This window comes from Pseudovibrio sp. W74 (assembly GCF_001623085.1).
Lineage (GTDB): Bacteria > Pseudomonadota > Alphaproteobacteria > Rhizobiales > Stappiaceae > Pseudovibrio.
This window is the reverse complement of record NZ_LMCJ01000046.1, coordinates 148,103-165,689: the sequence shown is the minus strand read 5'-3', so window position 1 is coordinate 165,689 and position 17,587 is coordinate 148,103. Positions and strand designations below refer to the sequence as shown.

25 protein-coding genes are annotated in these 17,587 nt (G+C 49.7%); 14 read left to right on the top strand and 11 right to left on the bottom strand.

Translation table 11 applies throughout. The features are described from left to right. Positions 1-120: 120 nt before the first annotated feature. Genes PsW74_RS28955 through PsW74_RS28950 form a run of 3 tightly spaced genes read right to left on the bottom strand, consistent with a single transcriptional unit; the run spans position 121 to position 1,327 of the window. Positions 121-294, bottom strand: a complete 174-nt coding sequence (locus tag PsW74_RS28955) for a hypothetical protein (protein WP_193775945.1) — start codon at positions 292-294, stop codon at positions 121-123. Next, positions 291-1,058 carry a Rha family transcriptional regulator gene (locus tag PsW74_RS21055; protein WP_063288247.1) on the bottom strand — a complete coding sequence of 256 codons (768 nt, stop codon included), beginning with the start codon at positions 1,056-1,058 and terminating at the stop codon, positions 291-293. Before PsW74_RS21055 ends, PsW74_RS28955 begins: the two co-directional genes overlap by 4 nt. Next, the gene (locus PsW74_RS28950; RefSeq protein ID WP_063288246.1) at positions 1,046-1,327 is read right to left on the bottom strand and encodes a hypothetical protein; all 282 of its coding nucleotides are present in this window, start codon (positions 1,325-1,327) and stop codon (positions 1,046-1,048) included. The genes PsW74_RS21055 and PsW74_RS28950 overlap by 13 nt, the downstream gene beginning before the upstream one ends. 348 nt (positions 1,328-1,675) lie before the next feature. Between PsW74_RS28950 and PsW74_RS21045 the strand changes: the two genes are divergently transcribed. The 6 genes from PsW74_RS21045 (at position 1,676) to PsW74_RS21015 (ending at position 6,138) form a co-directional block, all read left to right on the top strand. After that, positions 1,676-3,193: a pentapeptide repeat-containing protein gene (locus PsW74_RS21045; protein ID WP_063288245.1), complete on the top strand. Its 1,518-nt coding sequence runs from the start codon at positions 1,676-1,678 to the stop codon at positions 3,191-3,193. Further along, the gene (locus tag PsW74_RS21040) at positions 3,194-3,622 is read left to right on the top strand and encodes a hypothetical protein (protein ID WP_063288244.1); all 429 of its coding nucleotides are present in this window, start codon (positions 3,194-3,196) and stop codon (positions 3,620-3,622) included. It begins immediately after the preceding gene. Between the two features lie 90 nt (positions 3,623-3,712). Next, on the top strand, positions 3,713-4,150 hold the full coding sequence (locus tag PsW74_RS21035) for a hypothetical protein (RefSeq protein ID WP_063288243.1): 438 nt from the start codon (positions 3,713-3,715) through the stop codon (positions 4,148-4,150). Between the two features lie 228 nt (positions 4,151-4,378). Beyond that, positions 4,379-4,816 carry a hypothetical protein gene (locus PsW74_RS21030; protein WP_063288242.1) on the top strand — a complete coding sequence of 146 codons (438 nt, stop codon included), beginning with the start codon at positions 4,379-4,381 and terminating at the stop codon, positions 4,814-4,816. A 186-nt stretch (positions 4,817-5,002) separates the two neighbouring features. Next, positions 5,003-5,440 (top strand): hypothetical protein, encoded by a 438-nt coding sequence (locus tag PsW74_RS21025; RefSeq protein WP_063288241.1) that lies wholly within the window; start codon positions 5,003-5,005, stop codon positions 5,438-5,440. 377 nt (positions 5,441-5,817) lie between these two features. After that, complete coding sequence (locus PsW74_RS21015) at positions 5,818-6,138, top strand: hypothetical protein (RefSeq protein ID WP_063288239.1); 321 nt, start codon at positions 5,818-5,820, stop codon at positions 6,136-6,138. Between the two features lie 29 nt (positions 6,139-6,167). Here PsW74_RS21015 and PsW74_RS21010 read toward each other — a convergent pair whose 3' ends face one another. Genes PsW74_RS21010 through PsW74_RS20995 form a run of 4 tightly spaced genes read right to left on the bottom strand, consistent with a single transcriptional unit; the run spans position 6,168 to position 7,640 of the window. Continuing rightward, the gene (locus PsW74_RS21010; RefSeq protein WP_063288238.1) at positions 6,168-6,686 is read right to left on the bottom strand and encodes a hypothetical protein; all 519 of its coding nucleotides are present in this window, start codon (positions 6,684-6,686) and stop codon (positions 6,168-6,170) included. Then, positions 6,683-7,177 (bottom strand): phage regulatory CII family protein, encoded by a 495-nt coding sequence (locus PsW74_RS21005; RefSeq protein ID WP_063288237.1) that lies wholly within the window; start codon positions 7,175-7,177, stop codon positions 6,683-6,685. Before PsW74_RS21005 ends, PsW74_RS21010 begins: the two co-directional genes overlap by 4 nt. Before the next feature lie 12 nt (positions 7,178-7,189). Then, positions 7,190-7,402, bottom strand: coding sequence for a hypothetical protein (locus tag PsW74_RS21000; RefSeq protein WP_063288236.1), 213 nt, complete (start codon positions 7,400-7,402; stop codon positions 7,190-7,192). Continuing rightward, entirely contained in the window at positions 7,386-7,640 is a 255-nt protein-coding gene (locus PsW74_RS20995) for a hypothetical protein (RefSeq protein WP_063288235.1), read from the bottom strand. Before PsW74_RS20995 ends, PsW74_RS21000 begins: the two co-directional genes overlap by 17 nt. A gap of 89 nt (positions 7,641-7,729) precedes the next feature. Here PsW74_RS20995 and PsW74_RS20990 point away from each other — a divergent pair, with 89 nt between their 5' ends. The 4 genes from PsW74_RS20990 to PsW74_RS20975 all read left to right on the top strand — a co-directional run bounded on the left by PsW74_RS20990 (position 7,730) and on the right by PsW74_RS20975 (position 9,968). Continuing rightward, entirely contained in the window at positions 7,730-8,044 is a 315-nt protein-coding gene (locus PsW74_RS20990; protein WP_063303685.1) for a helix-turn-helix transcriptional regulator, read from the top strand. Between the two features lie 768 nt (positions 8,045-8,812). Further along, complete coding sequence (locus tag PsW74_RS20985) at positions 8,813-9,097, top strand: hypothetical protein (RefSeq protein WP_063288233.1); 285 nt, start codon at positions 8,813-8,815, stop codon at positions 9,095-9,097. A 2-nt stretch (positions 9,098-9,099) separates the two neighbouring features. Beyond that, entirely contained in the window at positions 9,100-9,672 is a 573-nt protein-coding gene (locus tag PsW74_RS20980) for a hypothetical protein (protein ID WP_063288232.1), read from the top strand. Positions 9,673-9,707: 35 nt separating this feature from the next. Continuing rightward, entirely contained in the window at positions 9,708-9,968 is a 261-nt protein-coding gene (locus PsW74_RS20975; protein ID WP_063288231.1) for a pyocin activator PrtN family protein, read from the top strand. Positions 9,969-9,991: 23 nt separating this feature from the next. Here the strand turns inward: PsW74_RS20975 and PsW74_RS20970 are convergent, their stop codons facing one another. From PsW74_RS20970 to PsW74_RS30160, 3 genes are all read right to left on the bottom strand, one after another. Then, positions 9,992-10,759: a hypothetical protein gene (locus tag PsW74_RS20970; protein ID WP_063288230.1), complete on the bottom strand. Its 768-nt coding sequence runs from the start codon at positions 10,757-10,759 to the stop codon at positions 9,992-9,994. A gap of 201 nt (positions 10,760-10,960) precedes the next feature. Next, positions 10,961-11,980 (bottom strand): endonuclease/exonuclease/phosphatase family protein, encoded by a 1,020-nt coding sequence (locus PsW74_RS20965; protein WP_063288229.1) that lies wholly within the window; start codon positions 11,978-11,980, stop codon positions 10,961-10,963. 524 nt (positions 11,981-12,504) lie between these two features. Continuing rightward, positions 12,505-13,296, bottom strand: a complete 792-nt coding sequence (locus tag PsW74_RS30160) for a calcium-binding protein (RefSeq protein WP_063288228.1) — start codon at positions 13,294-13,296, stop codon at positions 12,505-12,507. 414 nt (positions 13,297-13,710) lie between these two features. Here PsW74_RS30160 and PsW74_RS20955 point away from each other — a divergent pair, with 414 nt between their 5' ends. Next, complete coding sequence (locus PsW74_RS20955; protein WP_063288227.1) at positions 13,711-13,956, top strand: hypothetical protein; 246 nt, start codon at positions 13,711-13,713, stop codon at positions 13,954-13,956. Between the two features lie 101 nt (positions 13,957-14,057). Here PsW74_RS20955 and PsW74_RS20950 read toward each other — a convergent pair whose 3' ends face one another. Continuing rightward, entirely contained in the window at positions 14,058-14,414 is a 357-nt protein-coding gene (locus PsW74_RS20950; protein WP_057465948.1) for a helix-turn-helix domain-containing protein, read from the bottom strand. A gap of 214 nt (positions 14,415-14,628) precedes the next feature. Between PsW74_RS20950 and PsW74_RS20945 the strand changes: the two genes are divergently transcribed. From PsW74_RS20945 to PsW74_RS20930, 3 genes are all read left to right on the top strand, one after another. Beyond that, positions 14,629-14,913 (top strand): putative quinol monooxygenase, encoded by a 285-nt coding sequence (locus PsW74_RS20945; protein ID WP_063288226.1) that lies wholly within the window; start codon positions 14,629-14,631, stop codon positions 14,911-14,913. Between the two features lie 427 nt (positions 14,914-15,340). Then, positions 15,341-15,811, top strand: coding sequence for a cupin domain-containing protein (locus PsW74_RS20935; RefSeq protein WP_082830661.1), 471 nt, complete (start codon positions 15,341-15,343; stop codon positions 15,809-15,811). Between the two features lie 11 nt (positions 15,812-15,822). Then, positions 15,823-17,310: an NAD(P)/FAD-dependent oxidoreductase gene (locus PsW74_RS20930; protein WP_063288299.1), complete on the top strand. Its 1,488-nt coding sequence runs from the start codon at positions 15,823-15,825 to the stop codon at positions 17,308-17,310. Positions 17,311-17,587: the final 277 nt, after the last annotated feature.

Below are 17,587 nucleotides of genomic sequence, written 5' to 3'. Positions count from 1 at the left end.
CAGACCAATCCAAGCCAATAGCCTCAACCATCGGCTTCAAAGCGATAAAGACCCCATCTCCTTGCTCAAAACCCCAAAGAGTGTCACCGCGAAATTCTACAGGTACGATTTTGGCAGTCATCATTTCGCTCCTTTGGATTGTGCAGATGGGTGGGATGTCATTCCGGCAACGCGTGGCAAATCGAGTTTGAGCCAGAGGGCTTTGGCAGCCTCCTCTCCGAAGATCAGTCGGGCTTCCTGAACCATCAGAAGTTTGTCGCTCTCAGTGAACAGAGCGATGTTTTCTTTGGTCATGCTGCTGCTCCCCGCTCGGCAGCTTCGATCAGCTGCATCAGGTCGTTGAAGGTGGAGATGTAGTAGAGAGGTTGGGTTTCGCGCGGGTTGTTGGGGCTGACTTGGTTTTTGCCGAAGGACAGGCCCTTTTCTGTCAGCAGTTTGAAGCGCTTTTCCTTGCCACTGGTGGAGGTGCGGGTGCGCTCCTCCAAAATGCCGAGGTCCAGCAGCACCTTGTTAACGGCGCGGGCTGAGCGGGTTTCTCCAATTTCCTTAAGCAGAGTTGTGAGCGCTAGACAGGCTCTCTCGTTCACATAGTCAGGCAGCATGTTGGTTGCGCAGCCGTGGTTGTTGGCCACGGTTTCAATCATCTTCAGCTTGGAACTGTCAGACATGGCGAGCGCCCGTCCTGCCGCTTCTGCAACGGCCATTTCCATTTCAATGGAGATGACCTGCGGAGCCCTGTCATAATTGCTGGAAGCCAGTCGATCCCGATACTCCAGAAAGGCATCAACGAGCTTGCGTTGGCCCTCTCTTGCTTTCCGGCCACCAATGAACGGCATAACAACCAATGCCGCTGCTTCAGACAGCTGATACATAGGCTGATGACGGTTCTGCTGATCGACATAAGAGATCTGCGCAAATTCTCGCAGACCTATTGTGTTGTCATCAATCAGGCTTCGCACGCTACGCAAAACATCGCGATGCTCCCGCCCAAACACCTCCGCAATCACCAGTGTGTCCGTTACAGGCTTACCATTCTCAATTTTGATCAGATGCTGCATTCCGAAACTCCTTTGACTGGCAAAAGCACGCGGGTGGAGTGCCACGCGGATTGGGTGTGGGTGAAAATCTCTTTGTGGTGGGCGTGAAGAAGGGATTGCAGGGTCACAATGGACTGCACCGCCTCGCACTGATGGGGAGGCAGGTTGTTGCCGAGCGCGGACATGGCGTGCAAAAGCGCGCCGAACTGGGCCACAGCTAGATCAATATTTTCAAGGGAATTCCGAAGTTCACGGCACGCACGTGTCGCGTTATCTGCCAGCACAACCATGGCACATCTCCTGTAGTCAGATTGTATCCGACCGCTGGAGGTTCCAATCTCTGGCGGCCAGACGAACAGGATTGGAACTACCGTCCTACAGGAAAACGGCGCGCGTGAGCGCTCCTGCCCGCCTAGCCATAAAAGCAAAGCGCCGCTGGCATAGACATGCCGCGGCGCATAGCGTGCGCCTGTAGAATAGGAAGGGGTTCCAATCCCCGCACGCCTTTGTGTGACGCGCTCACTGGCAAACCACCAGCTGAGCGGAATCATGACCTGATTTGTACCTGTTGTCAACGAGCTAGGAATCGCGGATAGGTTGCAGCTGCAATAAGAATACTGACCTGAAGGCGCTTGCTGATGTCCGAACAGCCCACTCAAGAGCAAATACTTGAAGAATTTTACAAAGGTGCCGAAAGCTGGAATGCATGGGTCGATAAATGCCGTGATGAGAGAAATAAAGGCGTTATCTCGTGGTTTCCTGATGCTGACTTCAGAGAACTGAACTTCGAAGGATATGATTTTTCTGGCTATGAGCTTTTCAGAATAAACTTCACGAAAGCGAAACTTCGCGATGCTTCTTTTCGAGACGCCGAGCTTTCCGGATGCATATTTGACGGAGCCGAGCTCATAAACGCAGACATGAGAAGCCGGGGAGAAGGGCTCTGTTCGCTCATTGAGGCCGATCTTTCTAGAGCTGATTTTTCGGGTTCTTACTGGCAGGATTGCGATTTCACAAAGGCTATCTGTATTGAAAGCAACTTCAGGACTGCCTTTGTTACTGATTGTAAGTTCGACAATGCCACTCTTACTAGAGCAATACTTTCTGGCACCGATCTCTCTGAAACCAGTTTTGTTAACAGCAAACTGCAACATGCAAAGCTGAAAGGAGCCAAGCTGCCTGGGAGCAACTTTGGTTTTGCAGATTTGAGTCATACGAACTTGGAAGAGAGCTTTTGTTATAATACGACTTTTTTGGAAGCAGACCTCATTGGCGCCGTGCTCAACGGAGCTGATATGGAAGGTGCTAACCTTCAGAATGCAAATCTCACCCTTGCGTCGATTAACGATACTAGTTTTCGAAATGCGGATCTTCGCGGCATCATTCTGGAAACTGAGATGCTGACGACTGCGATTTTGGATGAACAGACACTTTTGGATCCAACAAGAGAAGATCAACTCGCTCAGTATCGGGAACTTATTGCAGAGATAGAAAAAGAAGACATCAGCACGAAAAGCCCAATGCAAAGGATGCGTGCAGATAGTGTGGTTTCTGTTCTCCCAAGACAACAAGATGCTGACGACGATACGGTGCTGCAGTCCCGTCAGGTGATGCGAGTCAGTACTCCAGTTACATTTACCCAAGCCAATGGGGAGCAAAGTACATTTGTCTTGGAAAGCTTGGCTATACCCCTTTGGGGTAAAGGAAATCGGATTGGGCGATGCTTTTCGCGCGCAACAGAAACATTGCTGAAAGATGAAGACATCAACGAAGTAGGTAGCATCGATTTTTGGCTCGAACAACTGACTGAAAACTGGCTTAACAGTGCTGATCAAGATGAGTGCTTCAAAGCAATCGAACATGCAATCGACGAAAAATTCGCTGTACCTTATTTTGGGAGCATTGAGAACGCCACTAGTGAGAAACTTGCAGTCGCAAAAGAGATGCTCGTGTTTGCAGTTCAGCAAGGCCCAAGGAAGCTCTTCTTTGCAGGTCTCGCTCTCGGTTGCAGTATTGTCGTTATCTATGCTGCACCAGCTATTGGCGAGAACATTGGCCCTGCAATTGGCAAGGGCGGCGCTCAGGTCATTGAGGCCGTAGCTGCACGTTTGGTGCATGCTATAGAAGTGGAAGATCAAGAGCTGGAAGACAGCTAGATGACCACATTGCCCCCTGCCTCGCCAAGGTCTTTCCGCTCCTATCTGCCAGGACAACTGCGTGGGTTTGGGTTTGTTTTTGCGGGTAACTTGTGGAGCCTGGGCGTCTATCTGATTTATCAGGGCAGCGCGCTGCGGGACTGGTTTCTGGCCGGGTTTCTCTGGATTATTGGGGCAGTTATCGTTTACTGGCTGGCTACAAAGATAGACCCCATTTTCAGCCCGCTCAAAGCCCTGCTGGTCACCCTGTTCTTTCAAGTGCAGATGTTCGCCGCCATCGCCTTCATCCGCGTTAGCCTGGCAGATTTCGAGATTGAGGCCCTCAACCAGCTGACCATCACCCAAATGGTTCTGGCGGTCTACATCCTCATGATACCCATAACCCTCCTCACCGCTTTCATAAGCTGGGTGAGGCAGAGCAACCACTGAATTCTTTTCACTGGCGACAGACTGGACACGCATCAGCAAACTGAGCGAAAGTTGCGCCATTGAAATCACTAGGAATTTTTGAGTAAATTGATGGTTACTACCAGCGCTACGCAAACGGGATCTGCTACCGACGAACCACGCCAGCCCCTGAGTAAAGCTGAGCTTACAAAGAAGTATGCTGCTGACATCGCGTTCGTCGCAGGAGGACAGGGCCTCTGGTTCGTTAGCCGCCATCTCTATGACACGCGACCCATACTTCAGGTGGCTATGGTTGTCGGCAGTCTGATTGCAATCGGTCTTGGTGTATGGCTCTGGCCCAGGAAGATCAACATCATCATTCTGATCTGTCGGATTGTCCTGATAAACGTTGGTGTGGTTGCCCTCTTCTTCGGCTTTGCCGCTGCAATCGCCTTCCTTGCTTACGACGGACATATTGATGCATCGGAAATGGGGTTTGATACCTGCTTTGGTCTGACGATCGGCAGCATTGCTCCTTATTGGCTGGTCAATATCATTCGTGCGCCTTAGCACCGCACAGCACAGATACAAACCGGGGCGCTCAACCAGCTGACCATCACTCAAATGGTTCTGGCGGTTTACATCTTCATGATCGTCATACCCCTCCTCACCGCTTTCATAAGCTGGGAGAGGCAGAGCAACCACTGAATTCTTTTCACTGGCGACAGACTGGACACACATCAGCAAACTGAGCGAAAGTTGCGCCATTGAAAACACTAGGAATTTTTGAGTAAATTGATGGTTGAGAGTGACAGGAACCAAAGTACACACGCCACTACAGAACCAAACCAGACACCGAGTAAAGCCAGTCTCGCCATAAAATACGCAGCTATACTTGCCTTCAGCATTGGCGGAAACGTACTCTGGAGCATTTATATTCAGGCATCCGGACCGCTCTCCACGTTTCAGTTGGCGACACTTGTCGGGGGATTTGCACTGATCGGCATCGGTATTTGGCTCTGGCACATAAAGCTCGACATCTTTGATATCATTGTGACAGTTCTTGTATTGAGCATCGGTATGAAATTGTTTTTTCTTGCCTTCCTGGGTGTTATTTCCTTGCTGATCTCTTACGGCGTAATCGGTGATTGGATAGTTGAGCCCTTGATCCTGCCCGTCCTTTTTGTGGCAAGTATTTCTGCCATTATGGCAATCAGTATCATTCGTACGCCCTAGAACCAGACAGTGCAGATACAAACCTAGGCGCTCAATTAACTGCCCATAACTCTCCTCACTGCTTCCATAAGCTGGGTGAGGCAGAGCAACCACTGAATTCTTTTCACTGGCGACAGACTGGACACGCATCAGCGAACTGAGCGACAGTTGCGCCATTGAAAACACTAGGATTTTTTGAGCAAATTGATGGCTAAAACCAGCGTGCCCCAAAGCGACCAAACCACCATCGAACTGCCTCAAGTTCTGAGCAAAACTGCCCTTATAAAGAAGTACGTCGCCGTTATCTCCTTCATCATTGGTGGACGGGTTCTCTGGGCACTTTATCCGAAGCTCTCTGGCCCGCTCTCTGCACTTCAGTTGGCTATGATCGTCGGCTGCTTGACTGCGATCGGCCTTGGTGCTTGGCTTTGGCCTAAGAAGCTCAACATCATCAATCTGCTTAGCCTGGTTATTCTGATAAATTTTGGCTTGGTCACCCTCTACATAATCTTTGGCGTTCCACTTGGCCTCCTGGACTATTTCGGTTTCATTGATAGCTGGGTGACCGAACCTGTAACTCTGTATGGTCTGATTATCGGCAGTATTGCCACCTATATGTTGATCAATGTCATTCGTGCGCCCTAGCATCGGCCCGCCTCCTTTAGGAGACCGGGACGAACCATTGGTCCCTGAGCCACGAAAATCTGCTTGAGGCGGCTAAACCAGTTGTCAAATACAACCAGTCTGCTGTCCAGTATGAACTGCTTGCAAAACGCTCCTACAGTTGCTCCGAAGTGATCAAACACCATTCGCAATACATGCATTGCGCATGAATTCTTTTCATCCGCCAAGGTGTAGACTCTGAGGGCTGCTTTATTGCAAACTTGCCCTTGCGGTAATGGTGCGTTTTGCGCGCTATTCGCCCTTCCAAATACTCCTCTGGACATGCGTTTTCTCGTGAGTGAGCGCATGTCTCTTTTTCTGAATTCAATTGATACTTCAATGTAACGGACCTGTTTTTCATGAAAGACAAAGCCGATCAGCCTCGCCCCTATATCAAGTCCCAAAACACATTTGCTGTGATTGGCTTGCTGGGCCTTTGTGGCTGTGTGTGTGTGTCCATCACCTTTTGGGTTAATGCAGCGCTGCAACTGATTGTCTCTGCTCTGATGCTGCTGAGCGATGAAAACAGTGATCCGGTTCCGCAACTGATTGCTGGCTGTGTGATGATGCTTTTGGGGTTTGTGTTCTGGCCTCATTACAAACCAGCTACCCAGCACAGAAAACGCAAACGCGTTTATGCGGGCCGTCTTCTCAGAAGCAAACATACGGAAGCCGGATAAGGCTCTTGGTGCCACTGCATCAGCTGCATTCACACCACAGCCCTCCGTGCATTCAGCAGTTCGCTTGGGCGTGGTGCGCCTACCTGAGTGCAGTAGCGGTTGACGGCTCGGCAGACGACGTGGACGCTGACGCCGGAAGCGTGTGCGATGCGCTCGTAGTTCCAGTGGAACTGGCAGCTGAGGCCGTAATAGAAGCAGCCGCGGCAGAAGACATCCTGCTTTCGTTTGCTGTTTGAGGTGAACAGACGACCCACGGGCACCTTGCAGGTTTTTGCCACACCGGATGCAAAGGTCCGGACGTCCTCCGGCAACGCCTTAAACAGACGGATTTGCGGGGTGAGGTCAGCATCCCTGCTCTGCACCGGATAGAGCGCCACACCGCCCGACACAGGCACACCAGACAGGATGATCCGTTCGGCTGTCTCTGTCTTGATCACGTTCTCCACGTCACCCTCTGAACAGCCATAAATACCTGCGATGGCGCGGTGGCTCATGTTGTTGAGGTGGTGCTGCACAATTCTGCGCCGGATTTTGGGGGACTGGATCATCTGGCCGGCTCCCTCTCAATGGCTTCGCAGGTTTTGTCCAGCTTGACGGCCACGCTGATCAGCTCGGCAATTTCTCTGCGCAGGTGGTGGCGTTTCACTTCATCGGCTGTGACTTTGCCATCATCCTTCAGGCATTCAGCGACGCGGGAGAGAACGTCCGAGAATTCCTTTGAGAGCTGACCCATGTTGCCGACCCAATCCGGCTCTGCCGCTTCCCGTGGGAGTTTGACCAGCGTGTGGCCGCTCATGCGTGCCAGGATGCGGGTGAGCACGGGATCTGCGGCCTCGTGTTCCAGATCGGCAATCACGTCCACCGGCATGGCGTCATGGCTCTGCTGGTTGCCATAGCGGGAGAGCTGGCACGGTGCGACGCGGGTGACCATGCTGGCAGCTTCCACGCCGCCATTCAGCTTCACCAGAGCTTTGGAGTAGGCAAACAGGCGGGAATAGTCAGATTCCGGCAGGGTGCGACTGGTTTGTGAGCGGGACATGCAAAACTATCCTCAAGTGTTTCGCTGACAGCGCCGTGGCAGTCTTGCAGACTGCCGATCCAAAGCAGCGGAGCTGAGCTGATGCAGGCAAAGAAATGGAATTTGGAAAAACTGGAGCGCGATGCTGAACGGCAGCAAGACCATGGCCGGCGACAGATGCAAAGCGCCCTCACCGCCTGCCGGTTCGCCCGGTGCTTTGCCGGAAGGATCAGAGCTCGATCTCATGAACCCGCTCCTGACGACAAAACTTGATGAACAGCACCAGGCCTCTGAGTGAGGAAAGCCGGATATCGGCTCCGGTGCGCAATCGCAAATGCAGATGAGGATTGCCGACAGCGCGCTGACCCAGCTGCGCAGGCGTCATATCAAACTCGTTACAAGCCATGTCGATGAGCTTGATAATGTCGGCTCTGGTGGGAAGTTTGAAGTCCGCTTCGCTGATCTCGGATCTTTCCGTCTGCATACCAAATCACCTCCAATGAAATCGAGGTCAGTATGGAGTATACTGCGAACAAGTCAACGCAGTATTGTGCGCTAGACGAAACGAAATGCATGGATTATTATCCGCGTATGGAAACTTGGCGTAAAAACCTTAAAGATCAGATGGATAAGAAGGGCGTAACTGCACGCGCCCTCTCCTTGGCCATTGGAAAAAGTCCTGATTACGTCAATAAAATGCTGAAGAACTTCACGCCGACTATCGAAGTATTCTCCGCAATTTCGCATGAGCTGGGCAGCAATGTCGGTGATTTGTTTTATGGCTCCGATGGGCCGGATCACTCCCAGCTTATCAAGGATTTCAATCAGTTAAGCGATGATGACAAGAAGGTCATTCTCCGCATGATTGACGGCTTCTCCCAAAAGTAAGCACCTTAAGACTGCCCGTCGGCCTTTGATCTTTCCCTCAGGCGCTCAATTTCTATCGCTACCTTCACAAGCTCAATGGATGACAAGGTCCTGATTTTCTCAGCGAACTTAGCGTCCTTGTTTTTGGTGTCTTCCTGTAGTCCAGCCAATGCCTTCACAACCCCAGTGCTAATTCCACTAATCCAATGAATGGATCTCTCATTGCACAGGCTATCTACCGATTTGCAGGGAACACAAGTCAAAGGGCGAAAAATTGAAGAGCAGCGAATTTTAATTGATAATCAGTAATTTGAGAGATTTCTGCATTCAGGCTGAATTGATTTCATTTAAGAGCGCCCCACTTAACCTATTCCCTTCCACTGAAAGGCTAACTTCCCGTCTGGGCGGGTAGCCCATGCACGATTGCGCTCAGCTAAATGATTATTGGTTATGCGTCCTTGGGCGCAGTGCTTGTCCACACATCATGTGCACAATTTTCCATATCGCACCGCTCCATCTGAACGATCGAGATACTGATTCACACCCATGAATGCGTATTATAATCCATTTTGATATTGACATATGGATTATAATACGCATCAATTGGCGTGCTTAATTGATCTGATTTGGGTGTAATGAAGCGCCTCTAATATGGATCACAGCATTCATTTTCAAACTGATAGTCACCTGTCCTGCAGAACCCCTCATGTGGCAGGTGACTGGCGCGGGTGCTGCCACCAACACATGCACCCGCGCCATCCTTTTCACGGTGGTTCAGGAGATATCTGCATGAGCTCTCATCTGAGGCTGATTACTCAAGATCCCGTTGCGCCGCTTCAACCAGGTCAAGCAACAACAGCCAGTGCTGCAGAGCAGCAAGGCCACAAGCTGCTCGACCAGATCGCCCCAAGCTTTGGAGAAATCGCACTGAAGCGTGAAGACTTGAAACTGGTTTTGAAGGATACACCGGAAGATGGACCGGCGATCGTTGCACAGATCCGCAACCTGCAGGATTTTTATCGCGACGGCTGGCAACTCTGCCAGCAAACACTGAACAAGATGGGACGGGGTTAGAAATGACGGACGCAACATGCCTCATTCCATTGCCAGAGCAGTGCTACATCAATCTGCAACACCCAGCCTCATCAAGGCTGACTTGGCGCTCAGTGGGCGTTGTTTTGGGCCGCGTGGCAGCCCTACCCAATCTTACAGATGTTTTTATCTCTCAGGCGCAGTTCAATCTGCTGGCCTCCCGCTTCACACCGCGTCCGCTGCGCCCGCTGATGATGACCTCCGGCCTTCAGGTCATTCTTGCCAATCTCGCTTATGTGGAAACAGACTGCGACAGCGGCCAGACCACACTCCAGAGACCGCAAGGCGGCCTGTGTGAGCTTGCAAAAGCGCTTGGAGCACTCATTCCGCGACCCAGGCAGATCAGCATGGTTGAAACCACCAAGCTGGAGGAGGTCCGCCGAGCCGCGGTGACAACCACCCTCAACCAACTCTCTCGCAGATGCGTATCAGGCCCAACCTTGCCGCTCGCCTCCACCATCAAACCCAAGAGCCCCGAAATGGCAGCAATGGACTGGGCAGATGCGATGGAAGAAAGCTGTAGACATCCCTCATTGAAGCAGCCCTGCGCAGCATAACTGAATTTGAAATTCGAACTCTGGAAGGCAATCCTATGAACACCCAGTTTCTCTTGCTGGCTCAGTATTCTGGAAAAACAATCATACCCGTACAGGAAGTATGCAAAGACTTCTTCGGGCACCTGACGCTGCAAAAATTCCTTCGCAAGCACAACAGCGGCGAGATTGACCTTCCAATTGTCCGGATCGAAGACAGCCAAAAATGCGCCAGAGGCGTCCACCTCGTGGATCTGGCTCATTACCTGGACAAACGAAGAGAGAGCGCCTTACGAGAGCACAAGGCTATGTTTGGATAGCACTATCTCTTTAGTTCAATTCCTCACTCACTTCTCTCCTCATCCCTAAGCGCCCTATAAAAATCATCAGGAGACAATGGACTAATAATGTCAAACAGATCTCCGGGACTTGACTGTGAACCGAACGGTACAATTGTTTCTGGAACACGCAGTGTTTTGTAAGGAACTATGTTCAAGCCCTGACGAAATCGCGTGAGCTCTTCATCCGAAAATCGGCTCTTAAAGGCATCTGATTCAAGTAAATTATTAAAGGTGTATTCCTGTGCTTTAAAAGCGGAAATTTGGTTTTGAAAATACTTAATTTCGGCTTCCAACTCACCAAACTTCACAGCCTTGGTTTCAGCCGCTTGCTGGACAAGCTTTAGATCCTGTCGATACCCCGCAACCAAATCATTGCCCGTAAAAACAACAGATACCGCAACTGGGATAATTAAAACTCCACTCAGGATAGATATCGAGCGCCCAAGCCCTATTTCCGCAGGAAAAACTGCATAAGCTGCTGTTAAGAACTGCTTTGCATTTAGCAACGCCATTTCAATAGGCCTCGCTTGCATATCGTAAGCTTCCTGAGGAATTTGCTTCAGATGACTAAGCGCGCCCCCAAGCTGATCAACTATTGCTGCAGCTTGCTCTTTGCTCGCAGCATCTTCATTTTTGCTAAATAGTAGATTCTTAAATAAGTCAGGTAGAGCGAAAATTGCTCCAAAAACACTTAACAACAAAAGGGCAGCGGAAAGAACTACATAGATCGCCCCGCCCTCTTTAATAGCAGCCCAAAACCATTCACTCATAACCCCTCCTGTAATTTAACTGTAAGCAAAAATGCCGTAGGTGACACTATGAGGATCATTCCATAGATAACGAGCAACCCAGGAACACACTGCGATTTAAATGGCGTACATCGTCAAGCATAGCTGCCCCTCAAACAGCAAAAAGCAGCCTCAATAAATATGAGCGACTAGCTTAAATCCTGCATTTTCCTTCGACCAACTTTAAAAATCGAACTGAGCGACGACTGGGCAATGGTCGGACAAACGCTGCTGGTTTTTACCTTGATACTTTGGATCATCTTCATAACCCATAGATACCTTTTGAACTGTGACAGTTTGAGCTTTCGCTTCAGCCTTGTTGCTATAAACAACAAAATCGATGTGTTCATCGTAGCGTTTAGCATGCTGAGGCCAGCACAATTCATCTTTGCCCAACGGCCCCTTAGTCAACTCCAGATCATTTGGAGTGCCATCATTCAGATTGATCCAGAAATCATCACTCGCGTTGCCTTGCTTATCAGTCAGATTCATTCTGCGGTTAAAGTCACCAAGAACAACCGTCGCCACCCCAGTTGCGTCTTGTTGTTCAATCCAGTTTTCAAGAACATTCAACTGAGCATTTAAAGTCCGACAATCAAAACGAGAATGGTAGGTTTGCTGCCTATCCGCGGATTGATCTTCAATTGGGCTTAATGGGTACTGATGGCACGATGACTTTAAATGCACCCCCATCACCTTTAACGGTTGCCCATTGAACTCCAAACTGGCAACCATCGCAGCACGAGTAGGCCTGACAGTTGGGTTTCCACTTCGGCTTATATCTACGTGCTCGATAGACATCGGAGAAAAGCTCGAAACCTCGGGTGCACTTGGGAAAGTATCCTTAGCAAACACCATTGCGGTGAAGATATCACGTTCACTTTCAGGACGGTTCTCATCACCTTGTTGGTATCTATCAGACACAACTAGATGGTATTGATCTGACGGAAAAACTTTCAGCAAGGCAGCAGGCGAGCCAATTTCTTGCAAGGCGGCAATGTCCAAATCCAACTCTTTAGCGACCATTGCCAAGCGAGCGTAATCCTCCGCATCGCGAGCAAAAGCCCGATCCCTTAATGGAACCCCTTCTTCATGATGGAGATTTGCTATGTTCCAAGTTCCGATCCTTAAAGTGTCGGCAGACGCAGAGAAGGAGGAACACAAAGCAAAAGCAGCAGTACAAAGCAGAACACGATTAAGCATAATAGATCACTCAACAGCTATAGAAACTACTACAAGCCTACGTTGCGTAATACGATTCTAAAAGCGATAAAGCAGAGCTGACATTCTGGATTTATTACTGCGACTAAATCAGCAAGCGACCAAAAAAAGTACGAACGGCAGTACGAATTAAATCCTCAACCAACTTTAAGGTATTGAAAATAAACGCAACCTAAATACTATCCGTCCAGTCAAGCATCGGCGCGACTGCAAAGACGGGTTGGTTGATATTATAGAGTTTTTTTGTTGCTTCAGTCATTCACGACGGTCTCAAACTGCCTCAAGTCGCAGTCTTTTGCCCTTTCTGCACCAAATTGGCAAGTCAGCCCCACCAGAAACGTAGGAATGGACTGCTATGACGGAATGAATGGTTAAGGCGAATGAAGATATTGGTCAGGGCACATCTGGTGATGGTGCATCGAAGTATTTGCCGGAAAAGCACTTAGAGCAGCCGATTACAAACCGACCGCCCCAAGTATCAACCTTCTATAACAGCTTATGGCCGTTTAGATCAGAAACTCAAAATTGCTCTCTTGAAGGCTGTCTGTCTGGACACCGTTCAGAGTAATCGACGTCTCATCATCATGTTGAATGACAACATCTGTTCCCACATCGCTTGCTGCTTCCAGCAGTTCACCGAAGCTCGTCAGAAATCCAAACTCAAACTGAATAACTTCAGTATCAACATTAAAGTCACTGATAATGTCATTGCCAAAATGTGTGTACTCAAACCTGAAGGTGTCATTGCCTGCGCCACCCATCAGGGTGTCATCACCATCCCCACCGATCAGCGTGTCATCACCCTCATAACCATGAAGTGTGTCGTTGCCTGAGCCACCGTAAAGCGTATCGCCCTGGTCGCCACCATGGATGACGTCATCGCCCGGGGTGGTGTTAAACGTGGCCTCCATGATCTGGTAGCCTGTCAGCACAAACTCAGCGATCTCCGCAAAACGGATCGTCTGGATACCTTGACCATCGGCAAACTGGTTCTTGATCAGCAGCGTACCGCCATTATAGAACGTCAGAAGAAGGTCGTCGTTATCCGTGCCAGATGGACGAGTGAACTGAACATCCTCTGGATAGTAGCCAGATCCAAGGATCAGTTCGTTGACCTCAGAACCAGCGCTATGCACGTCGATGATCGTGTCATGGCCGCTGTTATATTCGTAGACGTAAGTATTCTCCTGTTCATCCGAAAATGTCGGTTCCGGAGAAGTTTGTGTTGAGAGCGCAGTCTCAACAAGACCAAAGTCAGGCGTATCACTGGGAGGAATTAAAGAAACAGAATCAGACATGACAACCTCTGAAAATAAAAATCACGCCATGACGCTGTCGCTAAAAATATTTGATTTCAAATATGATTTTACTCTCAATTGATTTAAAAAAATTCCAACTACATTCAATTGATGAAACTAGCTAACCCTCACAAATCAACCACAGATTTAATTATATGCACAATGCAATTATAGATTTAAATAGCTAGTTTTCACTCCCATTGAGTGAGTTGATTTCATCTTATTTTTTTCCAGATTCCGGTTGATATTATTTTTGCATGAGAACCGAGATGAGAGGTCTTATGAGCACCGATTAGTGCGTGCGAGCTGCCGGCATTCGTGCTGCATCCCTCCCCACACACAACATTGTGGGGTGTGAGTGATTGTGGGATCTGGTAGGGTTTTGGGTGTGATTTGAATGGAGAGAGCTGAGATATGGGTGGTGGTGTGACACAACCGGAGGCTTCGCGGTCTTTTCAGGAGTTGGTGATCCTGGGCGTGCAGGTGCTGCTCGGGGTTGGGTTTATGGTGTTTAGTGCCTACGTGTTTTATGAGGCGGCGCTGGCGCTTTATAAGCTGGATCTGGTGCGCATGGTTGGTGCTTACTTCCTGTTTTTCTGCACGGTTGGGCTTGGGCCGTTTTTCTGGCCATTTTCATGGCCATTTGATGAGGGCCATTAAAGAAGCCAGATTACGTCTGCGCCATATTATGTCTTATCTTTTGAGCGTATCCCGGCTTGAACGCCATGTTCATTCTGGTTGATATGCTCTTTCTTCGTCGTTCAGGCCTCTTCCTTTTCCCGTACAGCATGATCGATGCCCCAATCGCGCAGTGCGGTGATAATAGGGCGTAGAGTTTCGCCCTTTGGTGTGAGTGAGTATTCTACGTGAGGCGGAACCACAGCGAAGACTTTGCGGGAGACCAGACCGTCGGTTTCCAGCTCTCTCAATTGTTTGGTCAACATACGCTGAGTGACTGTTCCGACTTGTTTTTTCAACTCGCCAAAGCGCTGTGTCCCTTCCATCAGATGGTAGAGAATAACGCCCTTCCATTTGCCGCCAATCAGCTCCAGTGCAGCTTCTACCGGACATCCCTGACTGCAATTGTATTGCTCGAAACGCTGGTTTTTATCACTCATATTATCTCCTGAGAGCAGGTTGCTTTCATATGTATTCAAGCAACAGGCTCTAAGCCTTTTTTTGCACGTACTCTTATCCGAAAACCGGAACCACTTTTCGGGAGCACGCCTTAGTATACTTCTTGTACCTATAGGCCAAAATTGTGCGTACTTGTTATTGATATAGCGTCTATATAGGTTCTCTGCCAGCAAAACAAAAGAGAGGATTGCTCCTATGACCTTGACCATCGTCGCCAATATCCATGCCGCTAAGGGCAAGGAAGATCTTGTGAAGGCAGAGCTTGAGAAGCTGATTGCAGTAACGCGCGCTGAAGCTGGTTGCCTGCAATATGACCTGCACGTGGATAATGAAAATCCCGGTCACTTCATGTTCCATGAGAACTGGGAGACCCGTGAGCTGTGGCAGGAGCACATGAACGCCCCGCATCTGGCTGCTTACATGGTGGCAACAGAGGGCGCCGTTGACGCGTTTACTGTGAACGAGATGACACGCATCTAGCAGCTGCTACGAGTATTTTGCAGAGTCTTTCTAATGTTGTGAGGGCTCTGCATAATTTTATCGTACATTGTAAAAACCGAAACCTTCTCAGACGAATCCCAGCAAATCCCGCTGGTTACGTCCTTCCCTATGCGTTCTACACTTTTCATTTCATCCTCCAAAATCGATAGTTTGTAGAGCCCCATAACATTTTAAGCTTGAACTATCTCTCCTCGCAGATATCATGGTTTTAAGTTTAAAAAAGAATCTATCCAGACCAGGTAACTATTTATCTCGCAGATGCGAGATAAACCTGACCAACGCCGCCTGAGTGCCTAGTATTTCTATGTATTCATGACGGAGGTATTGCGGAGATAGATTGATAATTTTTCAAAATAAATAATCAGAGCTAAGCAGCCACTTTATTCTATTGATGAGGAGGAAAATTATGTCTGATCAAGTCTTGATGCCGGAAGGTGCTTTGCAAGGTGTGACGCTTGTGGGGGAAGGCCTTAATGACAACACCAGCTGGAATGTTGTTGGCCATACATACACACCTAAAGTACTGACCGAGAACGTGTTTATCTGGCATGCAACTATTCCGGACGGGACCTTTGTGCCACCGCACATTCATCCAACACAGGATGAGTGGATCACAGTTTTGACTGGTGCCCTTGAGGTGGAGTTTGGGGAAGCTTGCCACAAAGCCGGACCGGGAGACACAATCAGAATGCCACGCGGAATTGCGCATGGGATCTTCAACCGCTCCGGCGATGAAGCAACCTGCGTGTTTGGCGTGGCCCCTTCCCGCAAGCTTTATGATCTGTTTGAGGCCCTGGACGGCGTAACAGATCCAGAAGAGCTTGTGCGCATCTCTGCCTTGCATGAAGTCGACTTCTTACCGCCGCCAGCGGAATAAAGGTGGCTGACATGGTGAAGAAGAAGAAAGTTGCTGTCATTGGCGGCGGCGTGAGCGGTCTTGCGGCTGCCAAAGCCTTTGACGAACGTGGGCACCGGGTGTTTGGCTATGAGCGCACCCACGATTTTGGCGGGGTCTGGGAGCTTTCCAGATCCTATCCGGGGGTGCAGACCCAGTCTCCAAAAGATCTGTATTGTTATACGGATCATCCTATGCCCAAGGAATATCCGGAATGGCCCAAGGGGCCGCAAGTGCATGCTTATCTGCATTCCTATGCTCGCAAGCACAAGCTGCATCGGTTGTTTCAGCTGAATACGTCGGTCCTCTCTATGGACCGCCGGGAGGACGGCCAGCCGGGATGGACACTGACGCTCGATGCGGCAGGGCAGGTTCGCAAAGAAGACTTCGATTTTGTCGTCATCTCAACGGGACAGTTTTCTGAAAAGAACATTATCAGCCATCCGGGACAGGACAGCTTTGAGGCGCAGGGCGGACATGTCATGCACTCATCCGACTATACCGACCCTTCCCTTGCTAAGGGCAAACGGGTGGTGGTGCTGGGCGGGTCCAAGTCAGCAACAGATGTGGCGGTGAACGCGGCGAAAAACGGGGCCTCTCAGGTGACATTGGTGTATCGTGAGCCAGTGTGGCGGGTGCCGTATTTTGTGGGTGGCATCAACTTCAAACGGCTGCTTTACATGCGGGCACAGGAGTTGCAGTTCAACAGCTGGGGCAGAAATCCGCTGCAAAAGGCAATGGCTGCGATTGCGAAACCGTTGATTTGGGCGAATTTCCGCGGTCTTGAAATGTTGCTGAAGCTTCAGTTGGGGCTGAAGAAGTGGGATATGGTGCCGAAAGTGCCGATCGAGAAGGACATTTCCTGCTCTATTCCCATTGTCACCCCTGGGCTCTTTGAAGGGTTCAAGAGCGGCATCATCAAGCCGATGCAAGGCACAATTGATCATTATGAAGATGGTCAGGCAGTGCTAACGAGCGGCGATAAAGTGGGCTGTGATGTTTCGGTGCTTGCGGTGGGGTGGAAGCTGGGCATTCCGTATCTGGCAAAAGAGTATCGTGACAAGCTGATTGAAGAAGACGGGCAGTATCGGACCTACCGTCTTTCTGTAAACCCTGACCTGCCAGAAATGGGGTTTGTGGGCTTCAATTCCAGCTTCTGCACGGTGCTTTCTGCAGAGATGATTGCCAACTGGCTGGTGCGCTATGCGGATGGGCAGCTGGAGAAGCAACCAACGGATGGACAGATGCGCCAGAACATTAATGAGATGCTGGATTGGCGACGTGATGACCGACCAGCGGCTCAGGTTTATGGCGGATTGTGCTCAGCTCCATTCCACTTCAAGCATTTTGATGAACTGCTGGAAGATATTGGAGCGGCCAAACGCAAGCGCAGTAATCCTGTTGCAGAGCAGTTCTCCTATCCCAATGCGCAGGCCTATGGGAGTTACCTCAAGTCGGCTCCGCAGTATCTTGCACAATAACAACATCGTGAGACACCGTCATCTGTTAAGCCTGTAGCGCTAAATGGTTGTTTCTCGCGTATAATTTCTAAAAGTCTCTCCAGTGCCTTCGGTTTTGCTGAAGGTGCTGGAGAACCACCTTTAAACGGTGATCAGCGGTGTTTTAATCAAACCACTTGCAACATAACAATGCCGATATAACCATTGTGATCTTTGTGAACGCTCCTCTCAATATTTTATCGATTATTTTAAACCCCATGCAACACGGCCCAGACATTGTCGTGAGATGAGAATAAAT